Source organism: Mesorhizobium dulcispinae, assembly GCF_033977345.1.
Classification (GTDB): Bacteria; Pseudomonadota; Alphaproteobacteria; order Rhizobiales; family Rhizobiaceae; genus Mesorhizobium; species Mesorhizobium dulcispinae.
In genome coordinates this window covers 97,919-118,770 of sequence record NZ_JAVIIY010000008.1, presented here as the reverse complement: position 1 = coordinate 118,770, position 20,852 = coordinate 97,919, and the positions used below count along the sequence as shown (strand labels likewise).

At 62.4% G+C, this 20,852-nt stretch carries 25 protein-coding genes; 16 read left to right on the top strand and 9 right to left on the bottom strand.

The window, feature by feature from the left end:
- Nucleotides 1-251: 251 nt before the first annotated feature.
- From RFN30_RS18615 to RFN30_RS18560, 12 genes are all read left to right on the top strand, one after another.
- Nucleotides 252-848 (top strand): type III secretion protein, encoded by a 597-nt coding sequence (locus RFN30_RS18615; RefSeq protein ID WP_320263546.1) that lies wholly within the window; start codon nucleotides 252-254, stop codon nucleotides 846-848.
- A 12-nt stretch (nucleotides 849-860) separates the two neighbouring features.
- A complete protein-coding gene (locus RFN30_RS18610) occupies nucleotides 861-1,481 on the top strand; it encodes a hypothetical protein (RefSeq protein WP_320263545.1) in 621 nt (206 codons plus the stop codon).
- 10 nt (nucleotides 1,482-1,491) lie between these two features.
- Entirely contained in the window at nucleotides 1,492-2,328 is an 837-nt protein-coding gene (sctJ, locus tag RFN30_RS18605; protein ID WP_320263544.1) for a type III secretion system inner membrane ring lipoprotein SctJ, read from the top strand.
- Complete coding sequence (locus RFN30_RS18600; RefSeq protein WP_320263543.1) at nucleotides 2,325-2,948, top strand: SctK family type III secretion system sorting platform protein; 624 nt, start codon at nucleotides 2,325-2,327, stop codon at nucleotides 2,946-2,948. Before sctJ ends, RFN30_RS18600 begins: the two co-directional genes overlap by 4 nt.
- A complete protein-coding gene (gene sctL / locus RFN30_RS18595) occupies nucleotides 2,948-3,568 on the top strand; it encodes a type III secretion system stator protein SctL (RefSeq protein ID WP_320263542.1) in 621 nt (206 codons plus the stop codon). The genes RFN30_RS18600 and sctL overlap by 1 nt, the downstream gene beginning before the upstream one ends.
- Nucleotides 3,565-4,914 (top strand): FliI/YscN family ATPase, encoded by a 1,350-nt coding sequence (locus tag RFN30_RS18590; protein ID WP_320263541.1) that lies wholly within the window; start codon nucleotides 3,565-3,567, stop codon nucleotides 4,912-4,914. The genes sctL and RFN30_RS18590 overlap by 4 nt, the downstream gene beginning before the upstream one ends.
- Nucleotides 4,911-5,399, top strand: coding sequence for a hypothetical protein (locus RFN30_RS18585; RefSeq protein WP_320263540.1), 489 nt, complete (start codon nucleotides 4,911-4,913; stop codon nucleotides 5,397-5,399). Before RFN30_RS18590 ends, RFN30_RS18585 begins: the two co-directional genes overlap by 4 nt.
- Nucleotides 5,400-5,416: 17 nt before the next feature.
- On the top strand, nucleotides 5,417-6,532 hold the full coding sequence (gene sctQ / locus RFN30_RS18580) for a type III secretion system cytoplasmic ring protein SctQ (protein WP_320263727.1): 1,116 nt from the start codon (nucleotides 5,417-5,419) through the stop codon (nucleotides 6,530-6,532).
- Entirely contained in the window at nucleotides 6,525-7,178 is a 654-nt protein-coding gene (gene sctR, locus RFN30_RS18575) for a type III secretion system export apparatus subunit SctR (protein WP_126101731.1), read from the top strand. The genes sctQ and sctR overlap by 8 nt, the downstream gene beginning before the upstream one ends.
- Before the next feature lie 17 nt (nucleotides 7,179-7,195).
- Nucleotides 7,196-7,465, top strand: coding sequence for an EscS/YscS/HrcS family type III secretion system export apparatus protein (locus tag RFN30_RS18570; RefSeq protein ID WP_320263539.1), 270 nt, complete (start codon nucleotides 7,196-7,198; stop codon nucleotides 7,463-7,465).
- Nucleotides 7,466-7,474: 9 nt separating this feature from the next.
- Nucleotides 7,475-8,290, top strand: coding sequence for a type III secretion system export apparatus subunit SctT (sctT, locus tag RFN30_RS18565; RefSeq protein ID WP_320263538.1), 816 nt, complete (start codon nucleotides 7,475-7,477; stop codon nucleotides 8,288-8,290).
- A 152-nt stretch (nucleotides 8,291-8,442) separates the two neighbouring features.
- On the top strand, nucleotides 8,443-9,282 hold the full coding sequence (locus RFN30_RS18560; protein ID WP_320263537.1) for a D-glutamate cyclase family protein: 840 nt from the start codon (nucleotides 8,443-8,445) through the stop codon (nucleotides 9,280-9,282).
- A 158-nt stretch (nucleotides 9,283-9,440) separates the two neighbouring features.
- Here RFN30_RS18560 and RFN30_RS18555 read toward each other — a convergent pair whose 3' ends face one another.
- Nucleotides 9,441-9,962: an amino acid synthesis family protein gene (locus tag RFN30_RS18555; protein WP_320263536.1), complete on the bottom strand. Its 522-nt coding sequence runs from the start codon at nucleotides 9,960-9,962 to the stop codon at nucleotides 9,441-9,443.
- 46 nt (nucleotides 9,963-10,008) lie between these two features.
- A complete protein-coding gene (locus tag RFN30_RS18550; RefSeq protein WP_320263535.1) occupies nucleotides 10,009-10,302 on the bottom strand; it encodes a GYD domain-containing protein in 294 nt (97 codons plus the stop codon).
- 403 nt (nucleotides 10,303-10,705) lie between these two features.
- Between RFN30_RS18550 and RFN30_RS18545 the strand changes: the two genes are divergently transcribed.
- Nucleotides 10,706-11,626: a complex I NDUFA9 subunit family protein gene (locus RFN30_RS18545; protein WP_320263534.1), complete on the top strand. Its 921-nt coding sequence runs from the start codon at nucleotides 10,706-10,708 to the stop codon at nucleotides 11,624-11,626.
- A 123-nt stretch (nucleotides 11,627-11,749) separates the two neighbouring features.
- Here the strand turns inward: RFN30_RS18545 and RFN30_RS18540 are convergent, their stop codons facing one another.
- The 6 genes from RFN30_RS18540 to RFN30_RS18515 form a co-directional block, all read right to left on the bottom strand.
- Nucleotides 11,750-12,085, bottom strand: coding sequence for a 4a-hydroxytetrahydrobiopterin dehydratase (locus RFN30_RS18540; RefSeq protein ID WP_320263533.1), 336 nt, complete (start codon nucleotides 12,083-12,085; stop codon nucleotides 11,750-11,752).
- Nucleotides 12,086-12,129: 44 nt separating this feature from the next.
- Nucleotides 12,130-12,285, bottom strand: coding sequence for a hypothetical protein (locus RFN30_RS18535; protein ID WP_320263532.1), 156 nt, complete (start codon nucleotides 12,283-12,285; stop codon nucleotides 12,130-12,132).
- Between the two features lie 38 nt (nucleotides 12,286-12,323).
- Nucleotides 12,324-13,043: an SAM hydrolase/SAM-dependent halogenase family protein gene (locus RFN30_RS18530; protein WP_320263531.1), complete on the bottom strand. Its 720-nt coding sequence runs from the start codon at nucleotides 13,041-13,043 to the stop codon at nucleotides 12,324-12,326.
- A gap of 5 nt (nucleotides 13,044-13,048) precedes the next feature.
- The gene (locus RFN30_RS18525) at nucleotides 13,049-13,984 is read right to left on the bottom strand and encodes an oxygenase MpaB family protein (protein WP_320263530.1); all 936 of its coding nucleotides are present in this window, start codon (nucleotides 13,982-13,984) and stop codon (nucleotides 13,049-13,051) included.
- A 143-nt stretch (nucleotides 13,985-14,127) separates the two neighbouring features.
- On the bottom strand, nucleotides 14,128-15,255 hold the full coding sequence (locus RFN30_RS18520) for a CapA family protein (RefSeq protein ID WP_320263529.1): 1,128 nt from the start codon (nucleotides 15,253-15,255) through the stop codon (nucleotides 14,128-14,130).
- Between the two features lie 64 nt (nucleotides 15,256-15,319).
- A complete protein-coding gene (locus tag RFN30_RS18515) occupies nucleotides 15,320-15,778 on the bottom strand; it encodes a YbhB/YbcL family Raf kinase inhibitor-like protein (RefSeq protein ID WP_320263528.1) in 459 nt (152 codons plus the stop codon).
- A gap of 360 nt (nucleotides 15,779-16,138) precedes the next feature.
- On the opposite strand from RFN30_RS18515, the gene nuoH reads away from it, so the two are divergent.
- The 3 genes from nuoH to RFN30_RS18500 are packed head-to-tail and all read left to right on the top strand — an operon-like array spanning nucleotide 16,139 to nucleotide 18,198.
- On the top strand, nucleotides 16,139-17,125 hold the full coding sequence (gene nuoH, locus RFN30_RS18510; protein WP_320263527.1) for an NADH-quinone oxidoreductase subunit NuoH: 987 nt from the start codon (nucleotides 16,139-16,141) through the stop codon (nucleotides 17,123-17,125).
- 20 nt (nucleotides 17,126-17,145) lie between these two features.
- Nucleotides 17,146-17,712, top strand: coding sequence for an NADH-quinone oxidoreductase subunit I (locus RFN30_RS18505; RefSeq protein ID WP_320263526.1), 567 nt, complete (start codon nucleotides 17,146-17,148; stop codon nucleotides 17,710-17,712).
- A gap of 45 nt (nucleotides 17,713-17,757) precedes the next feature.
- The gene (locus RFN30_RS18500; RefSeq protein WP_320263525.1) at nucleotides 17,758-18,198 is read left to right on the top strand and encodes a CBS domain-containing protein; all 441 of its coding nucleotides are present in this window, start codon (nucleotides 17,758-17,760) and stop codon (nucleotides 18,196-18,198) included.
- A 49-nt stretch (nucleotides 18,199-18,247) separates the two neighbouring features.
- On the opposite strand, the gene nuoG is transcribed toward RFN30_RS18500, so the two are convergent.
- Nucleotides 18,248-20,836: an NADH-quinone oxidoreductase subunit NuoG gene (gene nuoG, locus RFN30_RS18495; RefSeq protein WP_320263524.1), complete on the bottom strand. Its 2,589-nt coding sequence runs from the start codon at nucleotides 20,834-20,836 to the stop codon at nucleotides 18,248-18,250.
- Nucleotides 20,837-20,852 lie beyond the last annotated feature (16 nt).

The following is a 20,852-nucleotide window of genomic DNA, read 5'->3' as shown; positions in this document are numbered from 1 at the left end:
AGAACCGCTTCTGCCTGATTCCATGCGCACCATATCGCTTTGCTCACCGTTCGCAACATTTGGAACCAACTACACATCTGCAATCCAATTGGACTTCCAATTTGGCAACGCGCGCGATAGGATGAACTCGGCGGGTAAACCATGACACGGGCGACGCGGGCTATTGCTCCGCGCCCCTGCGATAGGACCCAATGTTGACGGCACGCGGTACCTGCCATGTGCACCAGTCGTCGAAAGCCAACGCTGCCTTCGTGGCCGGCGGCATCGCGGTGATTCTGATGTTCGGCCTTGCTGATTCGCCGGCCAATGCCGCCGAGCCGCGCTGGCCTCCCGGTCCCTACAAATACATCACCATCGATCAGTCGGTGACGGATGCGCTTGTCGAGCTTGGCCGCAACATGCGGGTGCCCATGCGCGTCAGCAAGCTTGTAAAGGGGCGCCTGAGTGACGGCATGCCCGTTGGAACGGCCCGTGAGTTTCTCGAAGAGATTTGCAATCGATACGGCCTCGTCTGGCATTTCGACGGTATCGTCATGAACGTCGCGACCGAAGCGGAGGTCCAGACGGAGATGATCCCGCTTGACGCCAATACGGCTGCCGACGCGGAAGATCGGCTTTCGCGACTGGGCGTCCTCGATCCGAAGTTTCCGGTGAAGGTTTCCAGGCAGGACGACGTCGTCTCGGTATCGGGGCCGCCGTCCTATATCGAACTCGTCAGGAAGACGCTCGGAGTTCCGGCCGCACAGGGCGCCAAGCAGGAAGCGGGCAAGGTTGCTTCGGTCCGCGTTTTTCGCGGAAGGCAGGCGGAGGCGCAAAATGTCCCCTCCGCAAAACCGATTAAGGAATAGGAGGGCAGCTTCATGCAGATCGCGCCGATTGGAGCCCTGGAGGCCACGCTGGCAAACTTGACCACCAGCATAGGCTCGCAGCAGCAGATCAACGCGGGCGCGGCGGCGCAGCCGGGCAACCGAATGGCAGGCGCCAAGCAGGAAGAGCACGAAGCCGCGCGGCCCAACGCGCCTGAGCGCGGCGATGTCGCCACACGCGCAGGCCAGCAAGTGGCGCAGGCATCGTCCGGAGCCAATCCGGCAATGGCCGGCCAGTCTCCCAAATCGGAAAAGACCGAGCCGATCATCGAGCGCAAACTCTTCGACTATCTGGCCGAGGTGGAGAAGTCCGGAGGGGGAACGGTCGCGGATCCCTCGGCCCTGTTCGGCTCCGCTGTTCAGTCGCTGGAAGGAACCATGCAGCAGGTCCAGAAGGCGCTCGGCAGGGCGAACACGCCGGCGCACGCTGAAACGGCCGCCACGCAGGATGCCGCACCGTCAGGCAAAGAAGCCGAAAATGCTCCGGCAAAGAATGCCGAGCAACTGCTCGAACGGTCCATTTCGGTGATGTGGGCGGCAGCCAATCTCGAAGTCGTGACGAGCAGCGTGAAGGCCGTGACTTCGTCCACCAGCACCCTGATCAAGCAACAATAGGCGCTGCGGAGTGTTCGTGCCCGAATTGGTCCTACCTCGGCGGTCAGCGCTGTTCAGTCGATGCGTCGCCGGGTGCCGCGTCGCGCTTGTTGTCGTGGGCATGCTTATGCTCCAGGCCTGCTCGGTGGAGCTCTATTCCAACCTCGATCAACGGCAGGCCAACGAGATCGTGGCGACGCTGATGCGTCATGGGATTCCGGCCCAACGCGAGGCCAGCAAGGACGGCAAGATGACGGTTTCGGTACAGAAGGGCCGTTTTGCCGAAGCCATGGCTATCCTTGACGAAAGCGGTTTGCCCAAACAGGAGTTCCAGTCGCTCGGCGAGGTGTTCAAGAGGGGCGGGCTTGTGTCCTCGCCGGTGGAAGAGCGGGCGACGATGATCTATGGCCTAAGCCAGGAGCTTTCGCAGACGATCTCGGACATCGACGGCGTGCTTTCCGCGCGCGTTCATCTCGTTCTGCCCGAAAACGATCCGCTGAGACAGCAGCTGGTGCCGTCATCCGCCTCCGTCTTCATCCGGCATCGGGCATCCGTGCCGATGAATGCGTTGATCCCACAGGTCAAGATGCTGGTGGCCAAGGGTATCGCCGGGCTGACCTATGACAACGTCTCCGTCACGCTCATTCCGGTCGCCACGACAGCCCCGGAGCAGGACTCCGAGGCAGGGTTTACAACCTTCCTTGGCCTCTGGCTGCATCCGGACAGCGTGGCGGCCGCGATGTGGCTGTTCTACGGCATGGCGGCGGCGATAGTCGCGCTGGCTGCGCGGTTGGCCTACCTGCAGTGGTACCGACGACTCGGTGTCTATGCCCTCGACGCTTCCGCAATAGCTGTGAAGAAGACATGATCCGGGCCCGCTCGGCGCAAGCCGCCAGCCCGCAGTGGCAGGCATTCGTCTCCGGCCCTGCATCCTATGCGGACGCGGCCCGGCTCTCGGACTGCTTTGACGGGGCGATCGGCGAAGCCGCGTGCCATCGCATGCTGCAGTCGCAACGCCTGCATGAGCGGTTGTCGAAGCTTCTGCTGGAGCGTTACCGCCTCTCTTGCGCGGTCGATGAACCGTCCGACGAAGTGGATCGGGCGATCGCCCTGTCTTCGGGCGAGGAACTGGAGGACCTCGCGCTTCGCTCGGGAGCAATCTACTGGGCCGGCAGTGTTGCCGCCGTCATCGACGGACGCGAGGCCGATGCGCTGCAGGCGGCGCTCGGCGTGGATCTCTGTACTTTCGCAGTCGCCAACCGTGACCTGGCCGGTCCAGTGCGGCCGTTGGAGCCCTTGGAAGATATCCGCCATCGTGTCTATGCCGATGGCCTGAGCTGCCTTGGCGGGTGGTGTCAGGCAATGCCTGGCGAGACGGGCATGCGCGTTCGCCTCAAGCTCATGCCGCATGAATTCGTCGACCGGACGGCCAAGCCGTTCGTCGAGTGCGGTCCGGCGATCGTCCGGCGCGCGATGGGGTTGACGTGATGGTCGAACCGGACGCTGCGACCAACGATATGCCAAGGCGGCCTTACGCCCGCATTCTGCGCGCCGCCGAGGCGCGCGCCTGGCAGGATGGCTATGCATTTCTCGATGGGGCGAGGCGTGATGCCCACCAGATGCGCGACGCCGCCCGGCGAGCCTATGCGGCCGAATACGCGCAGGGCTACGAAGACGGCAAGGCGCAGGGCGATGCCGATGCCGCCCGGCTGATAAGCGAAACGGCGGTCAAGGTGGATCGCTATCTTGGCGGGTTGGAAGCCGAAGTCACCAGTCTCGCCCTCGATGTCGTCAGGCGGATTTTGGGAGAATTCGACGTCGGCACGCTTGTCGCCAAGGCAGCAGGACAGGCAGTGACCGATATTCGCCGGGCCAAATATCTGAAGGTCCGCATCCATCCCGCATCCGTGGACCGGGTTCGCGAAGAGCTGGACGCGGCCTTGCGCAAGAGTGATCTGGGCATGACGGTCGAAATCGATGTCGACGATGCGCTGGCGCCGGCTGCTTGCATACTCTCGACCGATGTCGCCGTCATTGACGCCAGCATTGACGCTCAGCTCGATGCCATCGCCACCGCAATCTCGTCAAAGGCCGAGGCGCCGGCATGACAGGTCTAGCAATCGATATCGAAGGCCGTCTGGCGTCCATCATTCCAAATCTCCGCTCCGGCCTGCGCGACGATTCCAGCCGCCCTCGGAAAGGGCGTGTGCGGCGGTTGATCGGGACGGTCATCCACGCAACCGTCGAAGAAGCCCGGATCGGCGAGATATGCGAGCTAGTCGACCCCAAAACCGGCAGGACGACCAAGGCGGAAGTCGTCGGGCTCATGGATGAGATGGCGATCCTTGTTCCGTTAGGCGATCTGGCCGGCCTTTCAAGCCTGACCGAGGTCGTTGCGACCGGAAAGGACCAGCTGGTGCCCGTCGGTCCCGGCCTTCTGGGCCGCGTGATCAGCGCTTTCGGAGAACCATTGGATGGCAAGCCGCTTTCGGCGGAAGGCATTGTCGGCAGCTATCCCGTCAATGCCTATCCGCCATCCCCGCTGGAGCGCAGCCTGATTTCCGAGCCGATCCAGCTTGGGATCCGCGTCCTTGATGGGCTGCTCACCTGCGCGCGCGGACAGCGCGTCGGCATCTTCGGCGAGCCTGGTGTCGGCAAGTCGATCCTGCTTTCCGATATCGTCAGCGGCACCGACGCCGATGTCGCCGTGGTTGCCCTCGTCGGCGAGCGCGGGCGCGAGGTGCGCGAATTCCTCGAACACCAGCTTGGACCGGAAGGGCGTCAGCGGGCGATCGTCGTCGTCGCGACGTCGGACCGGCCCGCCATCGAGCGCGTCAAGGCCGCTTATGTGGCGACCAGCATTGCCGAATATTTTCGCGACCAGGGCAAGCATGTGCTGTTGGCAATGGACAACATAACGCGGTTTGCCCGCGCGCAGCGCGAAATCGGCCTCGCTTCAGGCGAGCCGCCGACGCGGCGCGGTTTTCCCTCTTCGCTGTTCGCGGTGCTGCCGCGCCTGCTCGAGCGCTCCGGGCCCGGTCGCGTCGGGTCCATCACAAGCCTCTACAGCGTCCTCCTGGAAGGCGATGGCACGCTGGATCCGGTCGCTGAGGAAATTCAGGCGCTGCTCGATGGCCATGTCTTCCTGTCGAACGAACTTGCGCAGCGGAACCATTTCCCTGCCATCGACGTCCTGCGCAGCAGAAGCCGTCTGATGGATGCCGTCGTGCCGTCCACGCATCGGGCCGACGCCGGCCGTCTGCGCGAATTGCTCGCCCGCTATGCCGACATCGAACTTCTCTTGCGTGTCGGTGAGTATGAAAAGGGCAGCGATGCCGTGGCGGACGAGGCGGTGGCGAAGAACGACGCCATCAACGCCTTCCTGCGTCAGCCGTCCGCCATGCACGAGAGCATCGAGAAGACTCGCCAATTGATGCGGGAGATCGTCGGATGAAGGAGCCTGACATGATCGCCCGATTGAGCGACCTCAGAAGCCGCCGTGAAGAGCGCGCCAGGCAAGATGTGATCAGAAGGCACGCGGCGGCGCAGCGGGCGGCAAGGCAAGGCCAGGAGGCCGCCGCCGCGGTGACGGATCACCTCGAGCGTATGCTCGACGCCGAAGATGCGGCCTTCGGCGCGCTCGTTGGCCAGCCGGTAAAGGCTGCCAGCCTCCATCGGCTCCAGGGACGGTTCGAGGGCGCCGCGAGAAAAACCGATGAGTTGCGGGAAAGCGCGAAGACTGCGGCGCTCGCCGAGCAGCGACGACATGCCGAGTTGTCGGTGGCTCGCAACGATCACCGCGCGAGCATGAAGGCTGTAACCAAGCTGGACAGGCTGTCGGAGCAACTGGCCAGACGCAACGTGAGTCGTCGCCTGGCCCTGGCCGAGCTGTCCGAGGAAGAGGAGCGCGGCCAGTCGCGACTGCCCGCGCAACGATAGCCCAATCCGTGATCGATATGAATGTGATGCCTCAAGACGTCGCGCCGGCGAAAAGGAAAGCGCGGGTAAAACCGGCGAAACGGACCGCCGCACGTGCAAGCGGTGGAGAACGGCTGACGCTGGAAATTGTCGCGCCCGTGGATGTTGGGGCGTTGAACGCCTTCTACCGTCGCCGCAACGCCACGCAGATCACGATTGCGCAGAAGGCCATGGCGATCGCAGCCATCTGGCCGGCGCCCGGCGCTGCGGACCAGCCGCAATGCTCGATCGGGTTCGCCGTCGGGGATATGGCCGCACAATTGCGCCTGCCGCTTTCCGTTGTCGAGCGAGGCCTCGCCAGGGTCGACGGATCGGTCGATATCAAACGGCTGGCGCCGGCTCATGCCGCGCTTCTGCTAGAGGCCGCGTTCGAAGATGATCTCGCGTGGATCGAGGGCAAGCTGGATGAGCGGATCGCGATCATCTCCGTCGCACCGGAAGATGCAGTTTCCGGCGAAACTCCGTTCGCTTTTGTCCTGACCGGTAAGGATGAAACGATAGGCTGCGTCTTAACCGCAGATAATGCCGCTCTGGCGGTGCGGATCGGTCGCTTTCTCGACGAGCTCGGCAAGACCAGAGCGCCGGTCCCGGACGAAATTCCGCTGCCGGTCTGCCTTCGGCGCGGCCCGCTTACGCTCACCCTTGGCGAGCTTCAAAGCCTGCAGACTGACGATGTGGTGCTTCTCGGCGATGCGGTGGAGGAACGCATGGCGGCGCTCGTCATTGCCGAGCGCCTTTATGCGCCGGTGGCCCTGATGGCCGACGGCCCGCAATTGCTTGCCGCGCCGACCGCAATCGCTGGATCGAATTGGGAGTGGACCATGAACCAGACCGAGCAGCAGCCGGCCGTGCAGGCCCTGGAAGAGTCAACGATCGACGAGCTGCCGATCGCGCTTGCCTTCGAGGTCGGCCGCACCGCAATGCCGCTCGGAGAAGTGAGGCAGCTTGCGCCCGGCGCTATCGTTCCGCTCGCCGATGTAGCCGGGGCGACTGTCGACATCCTCGCCAACGGCAGGCGTGTCGGTCGTGGCGAGATCGTGCGGATCGGAGAAAGCATGGGCGTGCGGATCGTTCGCATGTTCGATAATGCTTGAGAATTCGCCCAACCTGCTTGGGATTCTGATCGCCGTCGGCGTGGTCGGATTGCTGCCGCTGGCGGTCGTCACGATGACGGGCTTCCTGAAGATTTCGGTCGTGCTGTTTCTGATCCGCAACGCGCTTGGCGTTCAGCAGATGCCGCCCAATCTGGTACTCTATGGCATAGCGCTCGTGCTGACGGTCTATGTCACCACGCCTTTGCTGAGCGAAATGTCGGCCCGGCTTCAGGAAGGGCAGGTCCAGTTCCAGACCACCGATGACCTCGCCAGGGCGGCGCAACTGGCCAGGGAACCCTTGCAGCGCCACCTCATGAAATTCACCCAGCCGCAGGAGCGGCAGTTCTTTCTCGACGGAACGAACCGCCTGTGGCCGGAACAGGCCCGGCAGAATCTCAAGGACGACGATCTCTCGATACTTGTCCCTGCCTTTGTCGCATCCGAGCTTACCCGCGCCTTCGAGATCGGCTTCCTGCTTTATCTGCCTTTCCTGATCATCGATATCGTCGTTGCGAACGTCCTGATGACGCTCGGCATGATCATGGTTTCGCCGGTCCTCATTTCGATCCCGCTGAAACTCTTCCTTTTCGTCGCCATAGACGGCTGGTCGCGGCTGATGCACGGCCTCATCCTGAGCTACGGCTAAAGCCGCTGGGGTTTTGCATGAGCAACGACTTCATTGTGGCGAAGGTCCAAGGCGCGCTTCTAACGGTTTTGCTAGCGTCCAGCCCGGCGATCATCGCGGCGCTGGCCGTCGGCATCCTCGTCGGACTTGCCCAGGCGCTGACGCAGATCCAGGACCAGTCGCTGCCGCAGACCATCAAGCTCGTCGTGATCCTGCTCGTCATCATGGTCTTCGGTCCGCTGCTTGGCCAGCAGATCGCGCAGCAGGCCTCGACGGCATTGGACGAGTTCCCCGTCGTCACGCGTTGAGGCACGCGGATGCCGGTCGAACCACTCTTCACCTCGGTCAAGGAGCTTCAGTTCTACCTCCTGGCAGGCGCTTTCGCGCTCGCTCGCCTGACCGGGTTCATGCTGCTGATGCCGCTCTTTTCGCGCGTGCCGCTGTCGGGGCTTCTGCGCAATGGCGTGGCGCTGGCGCTGGCGGTCCCGGTCTTTCCGATGATCGTGAACAAGCTGACGAGCACCGACCTCCCGACGACGATGATCGTGCTCTATATGCTCAAGGAGGTCGTCGTCGGGGTGACGCTCGGCCTGGCGATGGGCATACCGTTCTGGGCGGCGGAGGCGGCGGGCGATATCCTGGATTTGCAGCGCGGTTCCACGATGGGAACGCTGATCGATCCGATGATGACCCATGAGACCGGCGCCACTGGCACCTTGCTCGCCGTCATCATGCTCACGATCTACCTCGCAGCCGGCGGCCTGCAACTTTCCCTGAACGGCCTCTACGACAGCTATGGCCTTTGGCCGATCGACCGACTTCTGCCGGTGTTCAGCAAGGACGCGGCCGGAATCTTCCTCGATCTGCTGAACCGCATCCTGGTGATGGCGCTGACCCTCGTTTTCCCGCTCGTCATCAGCATGCTGTTGTCCGACATCGTGCTGGCCTTTCTGGCGCGCGCCTCGCCGCACCTCAATGTTTTTGCGCTTTCGCTGGTCGTCAAGACGCTGGTCTTCAGCCTCGTCTTTGTCCTCTACGCGGCTTTCCTGCTTTCCTACATGAACCGTGACCTCGGTTTCCTGCGGGAATCAGGCCGCCAGATAGAAGCGATCGGCTGCCTAAACTGTCAGTGAGAGTCAGTATGTCTATGCTAAAATGCTAATAGTGAAGCGTTCACCGGCTAATCAATAAATACAATTTATCGAGGAGGAAAGATTCTGACGATTTGACAAGCGACCAGCCTGCCGATGATCTTACGCTCTTTCGACGCGTCCGTGAAACGTGCATGCTTCAGGAAGCCATGGCTCGCCAGACCACTTCATTGTTCTATGACAATTTGCGGCTGGTGGATGCGGATAAGCTGCGCATGCTGGTCAGAACGGGTGCCTATGAAGGGCACACGGGCGGTCTTGCGCGGGGCAAGCTGCAGGCCAATGTCGTGATTGTGCCCAGCCGCTTTGCCGGCGATTTCCATCAGTTTTGTGTGCGCAATCCCAAGCCCTGTCCTTTGGTGGGCGTGAGCCGTGCCGGCAGCCCATTGCTCCCGGCCCTGGGCGATATCGATATCCGCACCGATGCCCCCCAGTACAACATCTATTATTTCGGCGAGATGATCCGTCAGAAGACGGATATCATCGACCTGTGGCGGGATGATTTTGCCGCCTTCGCCCTCGGCAGTTCGCTTACCGTGGAAGCTGCCCTCATCGAAAAGGGGGTCAAGCTGCGCAGCAGAGGTCGCGGCAATGCCCTGCCCAAGTTTCGAACCAAGATCATGACGTGCGACGCGGGACCGTTTGGCGGTGAGATGGTCGTCTCCATGCGTCCGATAAGACTGAGCGATGTCGACAAGGTTCGCGCCCTCACGGCGCGCTTCCCGCGTGCCCACGGCTCGCCCATCCATGTCGGCGAGCCATCGATTATCGGAATAGCGGATCTGATGGCTCCCGACTGGGGCGACGCGGTCGAAATCATGGAAGGGGAGGTCCCGGTGTTCTGGGCGAGCAGCCTGACCGCGCAAGATGCGCTTGCTCGTGCCGAGCTCGCGGTATCGATCACAGTATCGCCAGGGCATATGCTGATCACCGACGTCGACGCACAAGCGGATGCCGGTGTCTTCAAGGTTTGATACCAGCTTTCTGGCTCTCTCCGATACCGCTGTCGGTTCCGGCGCCGCTGACGGGGCGCCTACGACCGGGATCTCCGGAAGCATCCGTCCGCTTTTCTAGCCTAGCCATCCCAAAGCCGTCACCGTCGACAGCAGCGCCGAGAATGTCGCGCACGACGCTATATCGCGGCCTCCCGCTCCATCTCTTTCATGTCCTGAAAACGGTCGACAATCCGCGGGTGGACCCGGCCGCCGTCCGTCCCGCCGATGGCCACGACGATCTCGTCGGCGGCCGGGCCGTCGGCGATCTGGAAGTTGGCGGTGATGAAATGCGAGCGGCGGCCGTTCTCGCTCTTGTGCATCATCGGCAATGACGGAAGTGCGCCCGGCGCGTTGCGCGTGTTGCAGAATTCGAGATAGGTCATGCCGCCGACGGCGTCGCGGAACACGTTGCCGAAGCGCAGTGTGTGGATCATGGCCGAGGCGTGCTCGATCTCGCCGGCGACCCCAACGGCAGCGGCCTTGCCGTAGCTCTCGATGCGCTCCGCAGGCATAAGTTCGAGCAGGCGACGGATAAGTTCGTGCCCCAGCCGAGGCGCGATGGCCACGATCTCGGGTCGCAGGTTCTCGACGAACCCACGCCCCGCCCATGGCCTGGCGGGATGAGACATAGCTAGACGACTTGGGCGCCGGGCACTCAAGCCCGGCGCCGGCTTCGATCACCCGCGCACGTCAGCAAAGTGGCGGTCAGGCCATCTTTGCCAATATCTTGGTCATATCTGCCGTGTCGAATGCCCTCAGCGTCTCAGTCCTGATGTTGCCCATTGATGCGATTGATAAGGCTAGTGCGGTCGCAGCAATGTCATCCTCTGCTTCTGCGATCACCACGACATCATATTTGCCAAGCGTCCACAACAGAGTGTGAACCTTGACCCCGCTTTTGCTGGCCATCGCCTTGAAGGCCTCAGCCCGCTTCTGAGTATCCTTTACAGTCCTGATACCTTGATCGGTGAAATTCGACAGTAATACGAAGTGCGCCATTGGTTCCTCCCAAAATGGGGAGCCGGCGGGGCGCTCACGGCGCGTCCGCCGTTTCCCGGAACCACGATAACACGAGCCGGGTGCGCGAACCACCGACGGTCAAGAAACAACAACGGTGCTCGGTGGTGTGTCGACCACATAGCACGTCTTCGTTGTGGCATCGCAGCCATGACGTGCGGCTACTGTCACCGACGTCCCATGGCAGAATCGCGATCTGCTGCAGTCGGTTCATCAACCGCCGGATTCCCCAAGGGGTGGGTCATTTTCGATCAGTTGAGGGGCGGGATCGATCCCCACCTGTACGAAGTCGCACAGGTGGGGGATAGTGGTGAGCAGGCGTGCCGTCCACATGACCTGGACCGTCGGGTCGAGACGGCCGACATGAGCGGACAAAGTCCAAGCTATGGCTGCCATGAACCATCGCGTCGTCACCGTGTTCGGTGGAACCGGGTTTCTCGGCCGCCGCGTTGTTCGGCATCTCCGCAATGGTGGGGTTTTCGTTCGGATTGCATCAAGACATCCGGAGCGGGCCAAGAAGTTGTTTGGTACTGATGACCCGCAACTTCAATCGGTCGAAGCCGATATCCACGATGAACGGGCGATCGCCGATGCGCTTGCCGGTGCTTACGGTGTTGTAAATGCGGTCAGTCTTTATGTCGAACATGGACAGGGGACCTTTCATTCCGTGCATGTCGAGTCAGCCCGGCGGGTTGCAGCTCAAGCACACCGAGCTGGCGTCGAACGGCTCGCTCACATTTCAGGAATCGGCTCCCATGTTGCCTCGCCGTCGCTCTACATCCGCAAGCGTGGCGAAGGCGAACTGGCGGTGCTTGCCGCGTTTGCTGACGCCACCATCATCCGCCCGGCGGTGATGTTCGGACCGGATGACGCGTTTCTTACGATTATCCTCAAGCTTCTGCGCCGGCTTCCAATCTATCCGATGTTCGGTCGTGGCCTGACGAGATTGCAGCCGGCCTATGTGGGCGATGTGGCAGAGGCGACCGCAAGAGTGCTGCAGCGGACGCAAACGCATGCGATCACGTATGAGTGCGGCGGTCCTCGCGTCTACACGTACGAGGAATTCCTCAGAGCCGTTGCGCACCAGGCCGGTCTTAGACCCATACTAATCCCAGTGCCGTTTACCGCTTGGCACGCGCTGGCATGGGCCGCGGAAATGCTTGCAAATCCGCCCGTCACTCGGAATCAAGTGGAACTGATGCAGGTCGACAACGTGTCATCGCCGCAGATGCCCGGATTTGAAGAACTTGGCATTTCGCCGCACCCGGTCGAGGAAATACTCGGGGAAATGTTGCACGATCACTGATCAATGAGCCTCTTCGGCACTGCTCCCGGGCGCCACGAAAGAGTATCCGGAAATCATGCTGGTCGCCCAATTAAGACTGGAAACCAGTTGGGTCCGCTCCGGTCGTTGGGTTGCCGGTGCCTCTTACGAATCGGCAAGAAGGTTGATCTTCGCGGCCATGATGAAGTCGTTCTCGTGCAATCCCTTGATCTTGTGAGTCTGCAGCGAGACTGCCGCATAACCCCAGCCGAAACAGATGTCGGGATGATGCTGTTCTTGTTCCGCCAATCGGGCAACCTTGTCGACGAAGTCGAGCGATTGACGAAAATCCGCAAATTTGAATTTGCGGCGCAGCAGTTGCGCCTCCTCCAGTTCCCAGCCAGGTGTCTGGGACAGATAGCCCTCGGCTGCCTCCTGCGTTAGCGGCGCAACGCCGCCGCGGCAGGGCGTGCAGGTTTTCTGAGCAATACCATCGGTCATGATAACCTCCCTTCGTGCTCATTCCTGGTGCAGCGATCGCGTTTTCACCTTGCCCGGTATTTGCTCGCATAGTGCTTGGCAAGAACCTTCCGAATCTGCTCGGCAAGGCGCTTGTTGCCGGTCTTCGCCCGCGCCTTGTCATCGCCTTTTCGCAGCTTCGGCGGATCGGCGTCCGGGCCTCGTTTCGTTGATTTGCGCATCGCAATAGATCAACGCGGTGACGGACAACCGGTTTCGTTCAAAGGACGATCTCCACAGGACTGCCGATTGCGAGACCGAGCTCGCCGTCCGCGCGCCCTTGATTGACAGCAATCTCGGCAAGCCCGTTCGAGTTCTCGTACCAAAAGGCCGTGCCAGGCGGCCGATCGCTGAAGGTCGTTGCGCCTTCCAGCAGGCGATCTGCAGCGGCGAGCCTTGCGCCCGCCGGCAGCCTGGCTGCCCTCAGGCCGGTCAACGCATTGCCGAAATGGTCGATATAGACGATCTCGGCGAGATCCTCCGGCCAGTCTCTACGGCGATCTGCTTCATCCAGACGCGGCCTTCCGGGCGGCGGCTCACGGCGTGCCAGCATGGCCGCGACCGGGGCAAACAGGTCACGCCCGTGGAAGCTGGCAGACAGGCGTTTTGGCTTCCAGTCGATATCCCAGCGGAACGTCTCGGCCGCGCGGCGCTGGATCAGCTCGAACAGGCCGTTGCCGGGGCCGACATACCAGCGACCGTCGGCCTCGACGATAACGGACGGCCGCGTCCCTCCGACGCCCGGATCGACGACACAGAGAAAGACGGTTCCCGCGGGAAACCACTCCGCGTAGGCCGCCAGCAGGTAGGCCGACGCCTGGGGATTGCCGACCGGCGCGTCGGAGAAGAGGTCGATTGCGGGGATGCCCGGCGCCATCTGGTGCAACACAGCCTTCATCTGGCCCGTGTAGGGGCCGTGCAAGCCGAAATCGGTGAACAAGACAATCACGGACGGGCGCCGACTGCGTTGCGATGGACATACAAATAGTCGGCCGGAAGGCGCATCCGCCGGCAGGCCTGAACGGCCGGGTTGGTCTCCATAACGAGGCGATCCGCCAAAGCCCCTGCCTGCCGGACTGCCTCGGCTTCCCAACCGCGCAAGCCGTGCCCGGTGAGCCCCAACAGCGCCTGCACCCAATCAGGCACCAGATCAACGGCGGCCGCCACCAGTAGGCGCTGTGCCGGCCTCAGCGGCAGCGGCAGGATAGGTGCTGACCGCATGATCGCGAGGAATTCGAACACAATGGTCGAGCGCTGCAGCCGTCCTGCGGTCGCATGGAGCAGCGCTTCAAGCTCGGCTTCCGATCCCGGTGCGCCTGTAGCGCCGAAAAGGCGTGCAGCCGGAACGCCCTCGGCGTAATAGCGGTCGCGCTCCGATGCAGAGAGCTGCCGCACATAGGTGTGATAAGCCTGGACAAAGCCGTATCCCGCCGTGGCCTGAACCCAGTTCAGAAGGTCGGGGTCATTGGCGTGGTAAGTCTCGCCTGACGATGTCACGCCTGCGACTCGGTCGTGTATCCGTCGAATGCGGGTGATCATGGCCTCGGCCGTGGCGCGGGGACCGTAGACCGTCACCATCGCAGCGAGCCCCGTGCTGTGCAGCCGCCGAGTTGGATCCATACGGAAAGACGTATGCTCCCATATGCCAGTGCGCACGCGCGGTTCAGCAAGCTCCATGATCACGGCGGCGACGCCGCCGATGAACAGCGAAAGTGGGTTCTTGAACACGCGCCACGACATGGAGTCCGGCGATACGAGCGCGGTCTCGCCGGTTGGTCGCGAGAAATCGATGTGAGGCTGGTCGCCCGGTTGTAGCACCGCCCGCGCTACCGCCTCCAGGAGACTTTGCAACGGCCAAGGCAGGACAATCGGCGTGGTCATGGCAACGAGCGCCATTCACAAGAAACGCTTAATTCCAAGCAGCGAAGTTGGGCCGCGGGACGCACCTGGCGAAATTACGGCCACTTTCTGCGGGGCTCGATCCCGCACAGTAGCTCATTTGGATGACCGTGCCCACCGCCGGTTCACATTGTTGGCCAGGACAGCGCAAGCCTCCCCCCTGGCGCAGTTCCGACGCACGTACCAAACTGCCGACTTTCTCGGTCCAGCGTCTGCCGCAACCAGGCAACGTCGCTGTTCGCCGTCTGCATGAGCTGGAAACCGCGGATCTGGAGGGGCACCAGTTCGAGCGCGAACAGATCGCTTCCAGGACCAAGGTCAGCGATATACATCACGGCAAGGTCGGGCCGGAATTCCCCGTGGCCTTTGATGCCTTCATAGTCATTCAGGAAGTCGCCGCAGCCATAGAGAATGAGGCGGTTCTTGTATACTTCGATGGATTTAGCATGATGCGATGAGTGGCCGTGAACGATGGATATGTCGGCCCTGTCGATCAGTTCGTGGGCGAACCATCTTTGCTCCTCCGGGATGTCATAGCCCCAGTTTGGCCCCCAATGAAGGGAAACCACAACCGCATCATTCTCTCGTCGGACAGCAGCCACCAGAGCGGCGATCGCCGCGACAGTCGCATCGGAAAACGCAGGCAGAAAGTTCACTCCGGCACGGTCATGGGTCGCCGCCCAATGTCGAGGGACGCCGCTCGTCTTCGAGGCGAACGAAAAAACAAGTGCGCGCCCCGCGTCGGTGTCTGCCAAAATCGCCGGGGCGCTTGCCTGGACGGCATCGCGCCCCGCTCCAGCGGTTTTGATTTGCAAGCTATCGAGCGTTGCTAGGGTCTCCAGCAGTCCAGCGCGCCCCCAATCAAGAACGTGATTGTTACCGAGCACGCAGCAGTCGACCCCCGCGGCGACGAGGCAGTCGGCGTTCTCGGGGCTCATCCTGTAGTTGATGCCTTTGGCAACATAGGCGTCGCTGCGCGTAATGCTGGTTTCAAGATTTATGATGCTCGCGTCCGGCCGCACCCGCTCCAATTCCTGCAGCGCTGCGCCCCAGATGTAGGGGAAGTCGACCGGCGTCGGTATCGGTTGGTTCGCCTCCTCCGCCATCCGGACATAGTCGATGGCCGATTGCACGTAGCGCTCGTGAAGACGAGGGTCACACGGATGCGGAAGCGCCTGGTCTATGCCTCGCCCTGTCATCACATCGCCACAGAGAAAGATCCGCATGACGCGCACCAGCCGGGCCATCATCATCAGTCATGCCGCTCATGACCCGCAGGCCTTCCTCAATTGCCAAAGTTCACACGAGCGAAGACCATCATCGCTCATATACTCCGACGAGAACCGCCTCGGCGAGGAGATGCTTGCGCGCTTCTCGTTCGACCGCCTGACACGATGGGTCATTGCCGAGCGGCAGGTGATCGATCGACAGCGCAAGCAGCCGGAAGTGATAGCGGTGTCGGCCGTGGCGATGCGGTGGGCAGGGACCACCGTAACCTGGTAGCCGGAAATCGTTGGTTGCCTGCTTGAAGCCTTGTTTGCCGGCGTGCTGGGCAGCACCTTCGGCCAACTCTACACAATCGGACGCAATGTCATAGGCCGCCCAGTGATGCCAGATCCCACCCGGAGCGTCTGGATCATCGCAGAGAAGGACAAAGCCGCGGGTGCCGGCCGGAGCGCCGGTCCAGCCGAGGGGAGGGGAACGATCCTCACCGTCGCAAGTGAAGCGCCGCGGGATCGTCGTACCGTTGGCAAAGCCGCTTGAACTGAGCTGCATGGGTCGCACCTTACGCTGTTGCCGCGCCGCGCAACACTCAGTCCCAAAACGCCAGGTGCCAGGCAAACTGGTAGGAAGCGCGGGCGTCGCCTTGAGGCTGCGTTCCGACACGAGCTTCACGGTTGATCTGACGCAAGGATAAGCCCTCTATCGAAAATGTACGAGACAATATTGAATGGCAGCTCGTTTCGCCCTGCCGTCTAAGGCCGCGCCGCACCCATCGTAGCCAGTGGTGGCAAGGCTGTGATACCATTGCACAAGTTGCGCCGCCGTTGGCAATTGCCGTTCCCGCGCAGCCAATGACCGCGCAGTGCTAATCGGGTCGCGGGTCTCGTCCCGTCGAACGAGTGGCCTCGTATCATGGAACTCGTCGTTGCTCTTGGGCTGATCGTCTTCAAGGTCGCGTTGCTGATTGCGATCCTGCTGCTGCTGCCCTTGCCTCTGACGTGGCTGGAACGCAAGATCGCGGGGCACATCCAGCAGAGGATGGGGCCGATGCGTGTGGGCTGGCATGGGCTGCTGCAGCCGGTGGCGGACGGGGTCAAGCTCTTGACCAAGGAGGACCACGTCCCGGCCGAGGCCGACCGCTTCCTGTTCAAATTGGCGCCAATCCTGGCGCTCGCCCCGCCCTTCGTGGTGTTCGCCGCGGTCCCCTTCGGCGAATCCGTCTCGGTCCTCGGCACCAGGATCACTCTCTACGTCTCCAACATGAATGTGGCGCTCCTTTTCGTCTTTGCGGTGATCGGGATCGAGGTCTATGGCGTCATCTTCGGCGGCTGGGCGGCGAACAGCAAATATGCTGTGCTGGGCAGCCTCAGGACCTGCGCCCAGATGATCAGCTACGAGATTCCCATGGGGTTCGCGGTCATCGGCGTGGTGATGCTGGCGCAATCCATGAGCCTGCTCGACATCGTGCGAGCGCAAGCCAATGTCTGGAACATCGTCTACCAACCGGTCGGGTTCTTCGTGTTCTTCGTCGCAGGGTTGGCCGAATCGCAGCGAATTCCCTTCGACTTGGCGGAAGCGGAAGGCGATCTGGGGGCTGGGTTCCATACCGAATACAGCGGGATCCGCTTCGCATTCTTCATGGTCAGTGAATACGCCGTCATGCTTCTGACGTCGGTCCTGGCGGTGATCCTGTTCTTCGGCGGCTGGAACGGCGTGCTGGTCCCGTTGCCGCCGCTCCTCTGGTTCCTGCTCAAGGTCGCGTTCTTCGTCTATTTGTTTATCTGGCTCCGCTTCACTTTCCCGCGCTACCGCTACGACCAGCTGATGGCGATCGGCTGGAAAGTCTTGCTTCCTTTGTCGATGGCGAACATAATCATAACCGGTGTTGCTTTCCTCTAGGGGGCTGCAACGAGGCGACGATGTCGCGCGCAGTGGACAGAGTTGGAAGATGGATCGGCTGGGCGTTCTTCGCCGATCTGGCGAACGCGCTGGCGCTGACTTTCGGCTACATGTTTTCCAGATCCGTGACCATGCAGTATCCGGACAAGGAAAAATGGTTGCCCTATTCGCGTTACCGCGGGCATCACTTCCTGAAGCGCGACGACGAGGGCGAGATCAAATGCGTAGCCTGTGAACTCTGCGCGCGGATATGTCCTTGCGACTGCATTGAAGTCATTCCCTACGAGGACGAGAAGGGCAACCGACACCCGGCGAAATTCGAGATCGACATGGCCCGGTGCCTGTTCTGCGGGCTGTGCGAGGACGCCTGTCCGGCGGACGCGATCGCGCTTGGCCAACAGTACGAATTCTCGAGTTTTTCCTCAGCTGACCTGGTGGTCGGGCGTGATGATCTGCTCGGCAAGCCGGGCAAGGCAACGAGCGGCGGCGGCGTGGTCGCTGCACGCCTGAACACCGAACAGGACGTGCTGGTCGAGACGCGCGAGCCGCAGGGGTACAACTGGTGGCGGAATATCCGTCGAACGTGAGGGCGCGCCGGTTGGCAAGCCGGGGCGCGCAGACAGGAGGCTCAGATGCTGGTCTGCCAAATCTTGAAGAGCAAGGCTCCCGAGGTCGTCTCGGTCACTCCAAGTCAGACGATGGTGGAAGTGCTGCGGCTGTTTAGGGAGAACAACATCGGCTTCGTGGTCGTCAGCCGTTTCCCCGGCGATTGCATGGGCACGCTGTCGGAGCGGGACTGCTGCAATGCCGTTGCCGAACACGGAACCAAGGCGCCCTTGATGCGGGTCGCCGAGATCATGAACCGCGGTGTGGCGACCTGTTCGACACAGGATTTGCTGCCCTCGGTGATGGCGATCATGACCGAACGGCGCACGCGCCATGTGCTGGTCGTGGATGGCCGCACGATTGTCGGCGTGGTGAGCATCGGCGACCTGGTCAAGCACCGCCTCGAAGAATTGATGACCAACGAGCAGGTGCTATACGATTACATTGCCGGGACCGGTTATCACTGACCGCCGGGTCAAGGCGCAGGGGGCAGGACGCCGGGAAACCCGTGGTGCCTCAGCCCGGATTGCCAGGCCACGCCCCGACGCCGGCGAGAGTGGCGATCTCGAAAGCCGCGTGCGCCATTTCAACTTCCACCGGGCATGGGTATTCGCCCCGCCGTAACAGGCTGTTGAGACGCAGGGATCTGTAGTTCTCGGGAACGAACACGAGGCCGTTGGGAAAACGCTTGTTGACCTTGAGCTTCGCCGTCAGTTCGCCCTGGGCCGATCGCACGACCACCTGATCGCCATCCGCAAGGCCAAGCTGGGCTGCATCCGGTGCGCTCATCTCGACATATGGGTCATCGGCGACCGTGTTCAGGATTTCCGAGCGCTCGGAAAGATATCCGTTGTGGAACAGGGAGTTGCCGGTGATCAGCATGAGCCGGCCGGCTGCAATCGGGGCAGACGGTGGGGCGAAGAACTCGCCAACCGGCGGCGCAAGGGCCGCCTTCGTGAAAGCTCCGTCGGCGCCAAGCCCGTCCTGCGTCAACCCTTCGTAGGCCGGAACCAGCCGAGCAATCTCGCCGAAGATTTCGCCATGGATCGACGGCCGCAACGCCTGGCCGCAAAGCGCCGCAACGAAGTCGAATATCGCCAGATTTTCCCGCGCCTCGTGGGCGGGCTCGCGGAACTTGCAGACCTTCTGGGTCCGGCCTTCGTTGTTGGTGAGCGTGCCGGATTCCTCGCCATAACTGGCCGCGGGCAGAACGACATCCGCCAGCCCCGCCGTATCCGTGAGGAACGCGTCCTGCACGATCAGGAGATCGACGCCACGAAGCGCCCGCTGCACGAATCCCCGGTCGGGATAGGACATCATTGGGTCGCTTCCGGCGATATAGAGCGCACCCATTCGCTTCCTGTCACTGAGCTCCAGCACGGCGTCGAAATCCAAGCCCGGTTCAGACGGGATTTCGGCGCCCCAGGCCCGTTCGAGCGTTGCGCGTGCCGCATCATCGGCGAGCGCGCGCAACCCCGGCAGCGCCGTCGGCAGAACGCCCATGTCCCAGGCGCCCAGTTGGTTGGCACGGTCGAAGAGGAACTGCATCGCCAGGCCCTTACCGAGTGCGCGCAGGACCTGCAAAAGGTTGTTGATCTGGTACAACGTCGCGCGCGCCCGGGGTGATCTCAAGAGGTCGGCGCTGACAAGCACAGTGGCGCTCCGGCCTTCCAGCAGCGCTGCGGCCAGGCGGTCCGGATCGTCACTGTCGGCGGCCGCTGCTGGCCGGCCGGTTTTCACGCCGATGTCCGCAAAAACGTCGCCCGGCAATGCCTGACCAGCCGCCCCCAGTCCGCTCACCACTGCGGCAAGGCCCTGAGCCTCACCGCCTGGCGACACGCGAACGACCGCCCGCGCATCGGCGTCGAGGCGGGATGGCCGCGCCGAGAGCATGAGTAAGCCGGTCTGTCGCCGCCGTGCACAGTCTCGCAGTAAATATTCGGTGACAGGGTTTTCGTCCGTCACGTTGCCGCCGACGACAAGCACACAGTCGTTGCCGATTACTTCCTCCAGCGGCGCTCGCGTGTAGAAGGAGGCTACCAACGGGCCGAGCGCGTCAAAGGGCGTGGACCAGCGCGAGGAGCAGTCGATATTGTTGGTCCGGAATGCTGTCCGCATCAGCTTCTGGAATTGATAAAGCACCTCGTTGGGCAGGCGCGGCGAGGCCAGCCCGCCCGCAGCCTTGCTGGCGACGGCCGACAGCCGCCGGCGGAGGTAGTCCCCCGCTTCGTCCCAGGAAACCGGGACCTGGACCCCGTCACGACGGATCATCGGTCGCTTGATCCGGTCCCGACTCCCGACGAAGTCGAGACCGAAGCGCCCGCGCACGCAGAGCGTTTCGCGGTTGACTCCGTGCTCCACCTTCGAGCGGACCCGCATGAACTCGCCCTTGCGTGTACCGACGGTCAGTTGGCAGCCGGTGCCGCAATGCGGGCAGATTGTGTCGGTCTCGACAAGATCCCAGGGCCGCGCCTTGTAGCGATAGGGGAAGCTCATCAGCGCGCCGACCGGGCATACTTCGACGCAATTGCCGCACTGGTCGCAACTCGCGAGACTGCCCTCGAAGCCGGTGACAGCGGTATCCATGCCTTTTTCAACGGTGCCCAAGGCGACCGCGCCGACGACTTCTTCGCACATTCGGACGCAGCGCTGGCACTGGATGCAGCGGTTGACGTTCATGATGATTACCGGGCTGAGACGGATGTCCTCGGAGTGGAACACACGCTTGGCATCGCGGAACCGGCTTGCGCGGGGTCCGTACGCCATCACCATGTCTTGAAGTTCGCACTCGCCACCCTTGTCGCAGATCGGGCAGTCGAGGGGGTGATTGGCAAGCAGCATGTCGAGCATGGAAGAGCGCGTCTCGTCGATCAGCCGTGTGTTCGTGTGCACCACCATGCCGTCGGTGACCGCGGTGGCGCAAGCAGGCTGCAGCCGCCGCTGCCCCTCAATCTCCACCAGGCACATGCGGCAGGAGGCCAGCGCCGGCAGCCGCTTCAAATAGCAGAAGGTCGGGATGTCGATGCCCAAACGCTCGGCGGCCTGGAGCACCGTGGAGCCCGCCTCCACTTCCAGCGTTCGTTCATCGATTGTGACGCGAACCATGGCTTCCTCGCGGTCC